The sequence below is a fragment of the Vibrio rumoiensis genome, from assembly GCF_002218045.2.
GTDB lineage: Bacteria > Pseudomonadota > Gammaproteobacteria > Enterobacterales > Vibrionaceae > Vibrio > Vibrio rumoiensis.
The window spans coordinates 106,473-116,970 of record NZ_AP018687.1 but is presented as its reverse complement, the minus strand read 5'-3'; the positions used below and the strand labels follow the sequence as shown (position 1 = coordinate 116,970).

Annotated in this window: 10 protein-coding genes; 8 read left to right on the top strand and 2 right to left on the bottom strand. The window is 49.9% G+C overall.

Annotated elements, in window-relative coordinates; genetic code table 11:
- Nucleotides 1-27: 27 nt before the first annotated feature.
- Both VRUMOI_RS18520 and VRUMOI_RS18515 read right to left on the bottom strand, forming a co-directional pair.
- The gene (locus VRUMOI_RS18520) at nt 28-891 is read right to left on the bottom strand and encodes a hypothetical protein (protein WP_022635550.1); all 864 of its coding nucleotides are present in this window, start codon (nt 889-891) and stop codon (nt 28-30) included.
- 121 nt (nt 892-1,012) lie between these two features.
- Nucleotides 1,013-1,654, bottom strand: a complete 642-nt coding sequence (locus VRUMOI_RS18515; RefSeq protein WP_071681740.1) for a hypothetical protein — start codon at nt 1,652-1,654, stop codon at nt 1,013-1,015.
- A 293-nt stretch (nt 1,655-1,947) separates the two neighbouring features.
- Between VRUMOI_RS18515 and VRUMOI_RS18510 the strand changes: the two genes are divergently transcribed.
- The 8 genes from VRUMOI_RS18510 to VRUMOI_RS18475 all read left to right on the top strand — a co-directional run bounded on the left by VRUMOI_RS18510 (nt 1,948) and on the right by VRUMOI_RS18475 (nt 10,444).
- A complete protein-coding gene (locus VRUMOI_RS18510) occupies nt 1,948-2,268 on the top strand; it encodes a hypothetical protein (protein WP_013141561.1) in 321 nt (106 codons plus the stop codon).
- Nucleotides 2,269-2,572: 304 nt separating this feature from the next.
- On the top strand, nt 2,573-2,758 hold the full coding sequence (locus tag VRUMOI_RS18505) for a hypothetical protein (protein ID WP_154398366.1): 186 nt from the start codon (nt 2,573-2,575) through the stop codon (nt 2,756-2,758).
- Between the two features lie 219 nt (nt 2,759-2,977).
- Nucleotides 2,978-3,946 carry an AAA family ATPase gene (locus VRUMOI_RS18500; RefSeq protein ID WP_022635552.1) on the top strand — a complete coding sequence of 323 codons (969 nt, stop codon included), beginning with the start codon at nt 2,978-2,980 and terminating at the stop codon, nt 3,944-3,946.
- Nucleotides 3,947-3,956: 10 nt separating this feature from the next.
- A complete protein-coding gene (locus VRUMOI_RS18495; RefSeq protein WP_089140447.1) occupies nt 3,957-4,862 on the top strand; it encodes a hypothetical protein in 906 nt (301 codons plus the stop codon).
- A gap of 159 nt (nt 4,863-5,021) precedes the next feature.
- A complete protein-coding gene (gene bet / locus VRUMOI_RS18490; protein ID WP_089140446.1) occupies nt 5,022-6,014 on the top strand; it encodes a phage recombination protein Bet in 993 nt (330 codons plus the stop codon).
- A gap of 62 nt (nt 6,015-6,076) precedes the next feature.
- Nucleotides 6,077-7,087: a YqaJ viral recombinase family nuclease gene (locus VRUMOI_RS18485; protein ID WP_089140445.1), complete on the top strand. Its 1,011-nt coding sequence runs from the start codon at nt 6,077-6,079 to the stop codon at nt 7,085-7,087.
- Between the two features lie 198 nt (nt 7,088-7,285).
- Nucleotides 7,286-8,563, top strand: a complete 1,278-nt coding sequence (locus VRUMOI_RS18480) for a DUF3150 domain-containing protein (RefSeq protein ID WP_089140444.1) — start codon at nt 7,286-7,288, stop codon at nt 8,561-8,563.
- A gap of 84 nt (nt 8,564-8,647) precedes the next feature.
- Nucleotides 8,648-10,444, top strand: a complete 1,797-nt coding sequence (locus VRUMOI_RS18475; RefSeq protein ID WP_089140443.1) for a VWA domain-containing protein — start codon at nt 8,648-8,650, stop codon at nt 10,442-10,444.
- The last annotated feature ends 54 nt before the right edge of the window (nt 10,445-10,498 follow it).

Below are 10,498 nucleotides of genomic sequence, written 5' to 3'. Positions count from 1 at the left end.
GAAAGGCCCCTTTTTTATGTCGATTGATTACGCTTCCGGGTAAACAAATAGCTCTGCTTTTCCCTGTTCAAGGAGGTAAGGGAATGCAACTTTTTCGCCATTCTCCAGCTCCACTGATTTCGGAGCAAGGTAGAGGTAGGTCCAAGCCGGTAGCTGCTTGCTGATGGCTGCATAGATCGCCTGTTGAGGGGCGTGGCTGGTGGTTCCATTACCGACATTCACAAAGTTGTAAGCGGTCTCATGACCTGATGTAAACGCATAAGCCGCACCTTGGACACTAGAGACAAAATCAGGAGCTACACCGAGGCGAGGCTCAACGAGCTTCACCTTGACTGAACACATGTCAGCCACTTTGCTTTGTCCGTTCACCCACGTCGAGCAACCCCATTCGTTTTTGTAGAACTGATAGGTGAGGCGGCCATCTTTGTCATACAGAAGCGTGAAATCGGCACCCAAGTCGGTCAGCGCTGACTCGATGGAAACTTTCACATGTGAAAGAAATTTGGCTTGAGCATCTACCGGTGAATTGGCTTCTTTTGCTGGCATCCATGCAACCAAGCTGTTACGGGCGCCATGCTGTTTAGGGCCAATAGCCCAATTCGCAAGGTTCACTAAGCCACCTTGCCAGTTTGTCATTCCAAGCTGAGGTGAGGTGTAACCAGATAGCACGTAAGCTGCACCAAACGTCTTTGTGTCAGTAAGACGCTCCAGCTTATCACGAGGAACAGAAGCGTCCTGGATACCAGTGACCAGACCACCAGCCTCTGCAATGTTGTAGGCGCGACTGTGGTTGGCTTTATAAGCTGAGGGTTCGTAGTTGCTGCTGGTAGATGCACAGCCAGACAGAGTTGCTACAGCCAAAGCTACGGTTGTGATTAATGTTTTGTTCATGTTGTTCTCCGTTTTGCCTGAGTTGAATCTGATTTACTTCGATAATATCACGGCATCATAAAATGCAACCATAAAAGACAAAAAAAAGCCCCTCAGGTGAGGGGCAAAGGTTTGGGCTGGGTTATGCTGCTTTCGTTTTTTCGGCTTCGTCTGCGATTTCTTTGTCGCCAGTTTCAGATTCAGGAGCTGCTTGTGCCACTTCACCTTCTTTACCTTTGGTGTGTGCTGAAATACGAGCTCGTTTCTCGATGCCGATGATGCGACCTGCCAGTTTGATGAGGCGCTGTTGCCACTGATAGGTAGCGTCAGTACGCTGCTTGCTGGTCAGAACGGTGTTTAACCAGAGTGTATCAACGATCCCCATCAGTTTGTCCAGCTTGCGGATCAGATGCGCGAACTGGGCAACTTGAGGAGAGTTAATCTCGATGGTGTATTCGTTCGGGTTGGTATAGCCCGGCATCATGTCGATGCCGTTATCTTCCATCAGTTTGTTAAGTTGGGCGGTGGCTTTGTCCAGATCTTCGGAGACCTTGGAGATTTGTTCCAGGATGACTGTTTCAACCTGGTCGATTTCATCCTGCTCACCGATGATACGAAGGATAACGTCGATGGAGAACAGAGAGTTGGAAACTCGCTCAAAGCTGCGCTCCATGACTCGCTGAGCCTGGAGGCTATTCACTTTCAATACTTGTTTGAAAATAGGGCGAGAGTAGTGGTTGCTACGGTCGCTGTTTGTGTCCACTGCTGCTTGTGCTTCTGCCATTAGAGATACTCCTAGATTTGAGGTACAGATAAACGCACTGGAAAGGATAAATGCGGTCAATCTGTAACCTGACATCCCAAAGTGCCCAAAATGGACAGTTACAGCGTTTTCTCTTGAGCAAAGGTGAGTTATATTTGAACCATCTTAGTCGCTCTGCGGCTATAGGTGAGATAGCTGGTCTCCAAAAACAAACAGCATCTAGCTTTATGCCGTATGGCATTACTTAACCCCAAACCGGGGGCTTCTCCCGGTTTCCGGGTGTTGCCCCTGATTTTTTATATAGGAGCAACACCATGCACATCATCACTTTCATTGTAGTTCTGCTTGCATCTCTGGGCGCACTGTACGTTGGCGCGAAGGTATTTGCATTTTCCTTCATCGCTCTCGCTAAAGTGTTCCAGCGTATCGGTTTGTTCCTTTGGAACAAATTCGCAGTTCCTGCAATGCGGTCTGTACAGGCCGTCATAAAAGAACGTGCTGCTAAGGCTGAGCAAGCCAAGGTAGCCGTTGAACCTGAGGTAACTCAAGTTCAAGAAGCCGCTAAACAAGAACCTGATTGGGATTATCTCGAAATCCCTACTTACCTTCGTAAGGGTAAGGATCTTGTTTGGTAATTACTGTCGCTGAGTAATCTTCGACACTTTCAAACCCATCGGGGCAATCATACCCCGACGGGGATGTTGCCCCTTTTTTGCTTAGGAGCAACATCATGGAAATCGCTATCATCGCTATGTGTATCCCTACTGGTTGGGCAATCTCTCGTCCTTTCGTGAGAATAGCTGAATCGTTTGGCTACTGCTGATAGTCAACGAAAAGAGAGGGGGAACCCCCTCTCTTTCTGGTCAAGCCTCTGTGGCTTGTCCTCAAAGTCTTCTGGTTTCAGTTTGCTTTGACGACAAGCTACAGGGGGAATGTCGAATGCAACAGAATCTTCATGTTTACGACGATCAAGCAGGCATCATCTATCTAGCTGATGGACGCGAGGTGAAATTTGATCCGAAACTGTATTCCAGCGCCTACCTGGCGCACAGCGAAGCAGTGAAATGGGCCAAAGAAACTGGGGTCATTGGTCAAGACGACGATGTGGTGATGTTCGTCCATTGAGGGAGTAGCCTCCAGGAGAGGCTACTCTTCTCTCTCAAAGAAGTCTTCTTACTTATGGTAAAGCCATCAGTAAGCAGATTTTGTTCTCTTCGGAGAGCGAAAACGTGCGATAGCTGGTCGCCAAAAACAAACAGCAAATTAACGTTAATTTACTAGCCCAACCGGGCGCATCCTCCCGGTTCGGGACGTGGTGCGCCTGTCAAATTTAGGAGCGCACCTATGTCTCAATATACTCAATTCTCAGTAAGCAAGGTTTTCGGTATGCCTAGCATTCCGGAGAAGGTAACTGCCATCGGCTATGCTGACGGCTCGCACCCTTTTATCCCTGCCACTGATACCAACTACGTTTTCCGCAAAGAGTTTCTGCGAGAGGTTTTGGCCTATCTCAAAGAACCTGGCGGTGACGCACTGTTCGTAACCGGCCCTACCGGGTCTGGTAAAACCTCTGGTATCACCGAGATCGCTGGTCGTCTCAACTGGCCTGTTCAGCAAATCACTGCCCACGGGCGGATGGAACTGACAGATCTGATTGGACATCACGCTCTGGTCGCGGAAAAACCAGGTCAACCACCTGTCATGAAGTTCATGTATGGACCTCTGGCAGTTGCTATGCGTGAAGGTCATCTACTCCTCATCAACGAGGTGGATTTGGCCGACCCTGCCGAGCTGGCTGGTCTCAACGATGTCCTTGAAGGGCGTCCTCTTGTGATCACTCAGAATGGTGGAGAAATCATCAAACCACACCCAATGTTTCGTGTGGTCGTTACTGGTAACTCTACGGGTTCCGGTGATGCTTCTGGTTTGTACCAGGGGGTGATGATGCAGAACCTCGCAGCTATGGATCGCTATCGTTTCACCAAAGTAGGGTATGCGGATGAGGAAGCTGAACTCAGCATTCTTGGCCGTGTTACTCCGAAACTTCCGGAAAATGTACGGAAGGGAATGGTTCGGATTGCTAATCAGGTCCGCAAACTGTTTCTTGGTGAAAACGGTGAAGATGGTCAGCTAAGCATCACCATGTCCACCCGGACGTTGGTGCGTTGGGCGAAACTGTCTCTTGCGTTCCGAGGTGCCCCAAATGCTCTTGAATACGCCCTAGATCAAGCTCTGCTTATCCGTGCGGCCAAAGAGGAGCGTGAAGCCATCCTGCGTGTTGCGAAGGATGTGTTTGGGGACCAATGGCGCTAAGGGGTGACGCATGAAGAAAAATCACTGTTTGTGCCGTCGTTACACATTCAAAGATGCGGTAACGTTGGAAACATTCGAGGTATTTATTGGCTACAAAGCTCTCCGGGAGCCCAGCTCCTCGGAGCCAGGCCAATTCACGATGGTTAAGCTAAACCGAACCGTCACTGATGGGAAAGCTGAAAACTGGTCTGAGACAAAGCTCGAAGGACCTTTTGAAGCCAACGGCCCAGACACGATCCCAATGTCCTATAAGGACAAAGAAAGCCAGTATGTGTCACAGTTTCTCAGCCAGGGGTACACCTTTCTGGATGAGGTGCTGGTAAACGCAGAGACACAGACTGTGCTGGAAAGGGGAAATGTTTCAGCCGAACAAACAACCAGATTAGGATCTCTAAACTGGCTGTTGTCTCCGCCCTCTGAGTTACCTCCTGGCGACATAAACCTCTTCAAAGGTTTTGTAGCTGGGATATTTGCCAAAGGAGCCAGTTTGATCGGCTTTGAGGTTGCTCGGAATGAAGGCTCTAACGACTTGCTGCCCTGTGTGCTAATGCGTACAGACAGCGGTTATGAGCTTGGGGTGAGCACTGGTCTTGGCGAGAACACTATCCATCCAGCAACGCTGGAAGGCGCTGGTGAACTCCGCCCTGAACATGGTCACAAACCCCTGCTGATGTTGGTTTACCTACAACAGCGTTTCGCGGATGACTTTTCAAACGTTGATAAGCCGCTGGTGGCCTTCTGTGATGAACAGGGTATCACCTTCGACTACGAGCGTTTTGATTCACTAAACCCCCTCATTGAACGGTTTGGTTTCAGCTACGACGAAGTAAGAGCGGATGCAGAAAGGCTTGGCCTTGTATCTGAGCTGATTCGGCTGGCAGAGATCGACTCCGAACAAGAGGATCACTTTTTTTAACCCTAACGGAGGCTACTCCCTGTTAGGAAAGTTGGCCCTGTCCAAATAACTTGGCTGGCGGGTAACACCGCCAGTTCTTACTAAACCCTACGGGGGCACCGATGCCCCGATGGGGTCATGGTGTCCTCAAACCGTTCATTAGTGAATAGGAGAAACACCATGTCTGATAGCAAATCTCTTGTAACCCGTATCGCTGAACGTTTTGGTGTTGACACCCGGAAGTTCTATGACACGTTGAAGGCTACAGCGTTCAAACAGCGAGATGGCAGCGCACCGACCGATGAGCAGATGATGACGCTCTTGATCGTGGCTGAACAATACGGCTTAAACCCTTTCACTCGGGAAATCTATGCGTTTCCTGATAAGCAAAATGGGATTATTCCGGTTGTAGGCGTTGATGGTTGGAGCCGTATCATCAACGATCATCCCCAGTATGATGGCGTCGAGTTCGTTTACGCGGACAAGATGATCAGAATGCAAGGCGCGAACGTTGAGTGTCCTGAGTGGATAGAATGCGTGATTTACCGTAAGGACAGATCTCGCCCTATCCGGATCAAGGAGTTCATTGACGAAGTTTACCGAGAGCCAGTGCAGAAAAATGGGCAACACGGCCCTTATGTTGTCACTGGTCCTTGGCAAACACACACCAAGCGTCAACTCCGGCATAAGTCACTGATCCAGTGTTCTCGTGTCGCTTTTGGCTTCTCCGGTATTTATGACCAAGATGAAGCTGAACGTATTCGTGAAATGGAACAAGCATCAGCCATTAACCCGGCTATTGCCAACCTCCCTTCACCGACGCAAGTTCATAGCCAAGAGCCTTTGGCTATCGAGCATAAAGAGCTTGATCCGATCCTGACCAAACTCGCAAATCGCGCTATTGCTGAAAAAGCATGGTCTGCGGCGCATGAGTATGTGAAGGGACGGTATGAAGGTTCGGAATTGCAATATGCGACTCAATTTCTTCGTGAGAAGGAATTGGATCAAATGGAGCCACCGAAGCCTGACTACCAGGAAACGCATGAGCAAGAGCCCATCATCGCTGGTGGCCCAGCTAATGCAAAGCCTGGTGCCGATGAAGTGCCGCCTTTGAGTGACGTGGACATGATCCCCGTAGCAGAAGAGGAGGGCGCAGAAGGGCATTACTACTAACCCCAACGGGGGGGACTCCCCTGCTGGGGGAGATCTCCCTCCTAACCACTGGAGAGAGGTCCATGAAAATAGTCAACCTATCGCAACGCGAGGAAGATTGGCTTGATTGGCGGCGTCAAGGTGTAACAGCCACTGACGCCGCTATCCTGCTCAACCGGTCTCCGTACAAAACACGATGGAGACTGTGGGCCGAGAAGACTGGGTATGCGCGAGAAGTCGATCTGAGTCTTAATCCGCTGGTTCGCCGGGGGATAGAAAACGAAGATGCCGCAAGACGTGCTTTTGAGGAGAAGTATGATGATATGCTCCTCCCTGCCTGTGTTCAATCGGTTCAATACCCGCTCATGAGGGCCTCCCTGGATGGCCTGAGAGATAACGGGGAACCCGTCGAGCTGAAAAGCCCGAGTGCTACTGTATGGGAAGATGTTTGTGCTGAGAAAGCAAACAGCAAGGCATACCAGCTTTATTACCCGCAGGTGCAACACCAGCTCCTGGTTACGGGTGCTAAGCAAGGTTGGTTAGTCTTCTACTTTGAAGGACAGATAAAGGAGTTTCCAATACTCCGAGATGAAGCCATGATCAAAGAAATCTTGGCTGAGGCTAAAAAGTTCTGGCAACAGGTAGTAGACAAGAAGGAACCTGATAAAGATCCAGAGAGAGACTTATACATACCGCAAGGTGGTGAGGTCAATTGTTGGATTGCTGCTGCTGAGGAATACCGCCTCTATGATGCTGAGATTCAGGAGCTTAAACAGCGACTGACTGAGCTTCAAGAAAGGCAAAAACCTCATCTCGAAACCATGAAGTCCCTCATGGGGGAATACTTCCATGCCGACTACTGCGGCGTGATGGTGACGAGATACAAAGCGGCTGGTCGGGTAGACTACAAAAAACTGCTTGCTGACAAAGCATCAGGTGTTAAGCCTGAGGATATTGACCAGTACAGAGAGAAGTCATCCGAACGGTGCCGTGTAACGGTTACAGGTTCGGTGAAACCACGGTACATTGTTGATGAGGACGTACTTGCTCCTCTTGATGATCTGCCGGAAGAAGTAGTTACATGCTACTGGTAAGTGGGGGATTTTCCCCCGCTTTCCCTTGGAGATTCTGAGAGTCTTCAACGGAAAGAAGATTTTGTTCTCTCCGGAGAGCGAAAATGTGCGATAGCTGGTCGCCAAAAACAAACAGCAAATTAACGTTAATTTACTGGCCCTACCGGGCGCATCCGCCCGGTTCGGGACGTGGTGCGCCCCCAACTTTTGGAGTGCATCATGACTAAAGTGAACCATCTACAAAGCCTTTGTGTTATTCACGTTGACTTTGACATTTGGAGCGGACAAACCCGTTTGTCTGCATCTGACCTCAAGCTGGGTGAGGGTGGTGAAATACCACCTGAGAAAGTCGCTCAACTAGGAAGTAAAAAAATCTGTGATCCGGCGAAGCTGAAAGGCTTTCATCGCCTGAAAACAGAAACTCGTCGTCTCCTACTGAAATTCGGTATGCCGTTTATGAACGGATTTGCCGTCCCTGTCAGCAGGACCGATGAAATCTGTAACAAGCTGAATGACATCAACTACCAGTTCAACCAATTGAAACAGGATTTCATCAACGGTTATAACAAAGCTGTGGATGAATGGTGTCAGGAAAACCCTGAATACGAACGAGCCATACGCGCTGGAGCCCTTCCAAAGGAAACGGTCGAAGAGCGAATTGGTTTTGAATATCAGGTGTTCATGATTCAGCCGGTGAACGAGGATGAGGCTAACGCTAAGCGCCTTAACCGCAAGGTTGAGCGTCTTGGTGACGATCTTGTCTCCGAAGTAGTTCAGGAAGCAAATAAGTTCTATATGGAACGTCTGGCAGGTCGAGACCAATGTGCGGTTACGACACGACAAACCCTCCGTAATATCCGCGACAAAGTGGATGGGCTTAGCTTCTTGAACAGCGCTTTTAACCCTTTGGTCAAGCTGCTCGATCAGACCCTTCGTGGCTACGAGCAACATGCTGATGGTCGTAACATCGTTGCACCTTTCTTTTATCAGGTCGTGGCCGCAGTGCTGATCATGAGCGAAAGGGAACGCATCGAGGAGTATGCCAACGGTTCGATCACTGTAGAAGGAATGGCTCTTAACATTGGCGGTTCGGAAGCCCATATGGGGGACCGTTCTAAAAATGAAAAAGCCGGACTAGAAAGCGATAAAGCTGGTGAGTCTGCCCTCGTATTAGAGGGTGATAACACTGTGCAGCAACAGGTAGGTGGTGCTGGCGCTGTTCAATCTGAACAGACCAACAACGGTGGTGACGCCGTTGACGTGGATGAAGACATTGACAGTTTCTTCAAGAATTTTGCAGAGCGAGGTGAGGGCGAGTCGGAAGATGACCCCAATGCCGGTGATGCTGTTCAAGATGAATACCTTGATGTTGAGGATGAGCCTGTTTTACCTGAGGAAACTCTGGTAGTACCCGATCCCATCCAAGAGGAGCCTGCTACGGAGCCTCTCAACCAGGAACCGCCTAAAACTGACGATGATGGTGACTTGTTCTTTTAATAGTCACTTCAACTAAACCGACCCGGAGGGGATAGCCATCCCCTCCAGGGGTGGACTATCTCCTTCTCAATCAGGAGAAAAGATATGTCCAAAAAACGCACCATTTACAGCGCTCTACCTATCGTGGCCGCAGCCTATGGTGAAAAACTCGGTGTTAAAGTGGCAATCGGTAACGATGACGCTTACACCGACGGTAAAACCATTGTGGTTCCGAATATCCCCGACGACTATCCAAATATGGATGCTGTCTGGGGGTATTTGGCCCATGAAGCCGCCCACGTCCGTTTTACGGATTTTGGTGTCGAACGCCGAAGAGGCCTTCATGCTGAGCTGTCCAACGTTTTGGAGGACTGCCGTATTGAACGCGCCATGATGGATCTCTTCCCAGGCACTTCACAAACCCTGAATGAAGTCGCTCGTTATATGGCTCAAGCTGGTCATTACGAGCACGTCACAGATAAAGAGGCTCCAGCCTCCATTCTGACAGGGTTCTGTTTGTACTGGCTGCAAACTAAGGCTGTTGGGCAATCTGTCCTGCAACCCTATCTCGATTCGGCTACTACCGTATTCGAGCGAGTGTTTCCTCAAGGTGTTGTGGTTCGGTTGAACGCTTTGCTGCGTAAAGCTGTGAACACGAAATCCACCGCAGAGGTAGTATCCTTGGCCGACCAAATCATCAAGATGATCGAAGAGGAAAAGGAAAAAGAAGAGCAGAAACCCAAGAATGGTCAGGACGGTAACAACCAACAAAACGCTGGTGGAGACCAACCTCAGAACAATCAGGGTGGAAGTGGTAATGATCAGAACCAAGGGCCTAGTGCCGGAGGCAGTGATCAGCAAGGCAAAAATCAGAAGCAAGATGAAGCTGGCGGGAAGTCTGATCCGAAAGGACAGAGCGACCAAGCTAAGTCAGATGCTGATGGTGGCAGTAAGGCAGGACAAAGCCAGGCTGGTGGTAATTCTGACGCGGCGAAACAAGACGCGGCCAAAATGCTACAGCAGGTTCTGAATGCCGGTGCCGGTGACTTGCGTGGTGACGCGCATGACGCATTAAAAGCCGAGCTTAACCGGGTGGCTCAGGATAAGGGGGATAACAGCTATATGACTGTTCGCTCCGCTGTAGATACCCAAAACAATCCTGCTGTTGGCAAAAGCCTTGTGGGGGATGTGAAGAGCACCACTTCAAAGATAAGAACGCAGCTTTACGGATTGGTTCAGGCCAGCCAGCGAGTTGCTCACCGTAACCAACGTTCAGGGAAGCGTGTGGATGCTCGGAAACTACATCGTGTAGTGACGGGTGATACTCGCGTATTCCTCAAGCCGGAAGCCAAGAAGCGCCCTAACACGGCGGTTCACATCCTGGTTGATATGAGCTCCTCGATGGCCTACAAGGCCGCCAATGGAAAGGAGCGTCAAGACATTGCGCGGGAAGCGTCTTTGGCTATTTCGATGGCCCTAGCAGCGATCCCCGGCGTAAACCCGGCTGTTACCTTTTTTGGTGGCAATCGGAACCAACCAGTGTTTAGCGTCGTTAAGCATGGAGACACTGTTCAAAATCGGGCTGGTCGATTTGGGTTCAAAGCAACAGGCGGCACTCCTATGGCGGAAGCCATGTGGTATGCAGCCTTTGAACTCACCAAGACCCGTGAAGAGCGGAAAATGTTGATCGTGGTGACTGACGGGCAGCCTCAAAGCGCTCCGGCATGTCGCTCTGTGATTGACCTCTGTGAACGAAGTGATGTTGAGGTGATCGGTATAGGGGTAGAGACTACCGCAGTATCAGGACTGTTCCAAAAGAACATTGTCATTGATGACGCGGCAGCTTTACAACGCACACTGTTTAAGTTGATGGAGCGGTCATTGACTGCTTTTGCGGCCTAACAGGAAGTGAAACGATAAACGGCTATCCCTTCGGGGGTGGCCGTTTTTATTTGG

Coding starts and splice junctions, on each gene's coding strand:
- VRUMOI_RS18515 (WP_071681740.1), bottom strand. CDS start 1,654: ATGGCAGAAGCACAAGCAGCAGTGGACACAAACAGCGACCGTAGCAAC.
- VRUMOI_RS18485 (WP_089140445.1), top strand. CDS start 6,077: ATGAAAATAGTCAACCTATCGCAACGCGAGGAAGATTGGCTTGATTGG.
- VRUMOI_RS18475 (WP_089140443.1), top strand. CDS start 8,648: ATGTCCAAAAAACGCACCATTTACAGCGCTCTACCTATCGTGGCCGCA.
- VRUMOI_RS18480 (WP_089140444.1), top strand. CDS start 7,286: ATGACTAAAGTGAACCATCTACAAAGCCTTTGTGTTATTCACGTTGAC.
- VRUMOI_RS18500 (WP_022635552.1), top strand. CDS start 2,978: ATGTCTCAATATACTCAATTCTCAGTAAGCAAGGTTTTCGGTATGCCT.
- VRUMOI_RS18510 (WP_013141561.1), top strand. CDS start 1,948: ATGCACATCATCACTTTCATTGTAGTTCTGCTTGCATCTCTGGGCGCA.
- VRUMOI_RS18495 (WP_089140447.1), top strand. CDS start 3,957: ATGAAGAAAAATCACTGTTTGTGCCGTCGTTACACATTCAAAGATGCG.
- VRUMOI_RS18505 (WP_154398366.1), top strand. CDS start 2,573: ATGCAACAGAATCTTCATGTTTACGACGATCAAGCAGGCATCATCTAT.
- bet (WP_089140446.1), top strand. CDS start 5,022: ATGTCTGATAGCAAATCTCTTGTAACCCGTATCGCTGAACGTTTTGGT.
- VRUMOI_RS18520 (WP_022635550.1), bottom strand. CDS start 891: ATGAACAAAACATTAATCACAACCGTAGCTTTGGCTGTAGCAACTCTG.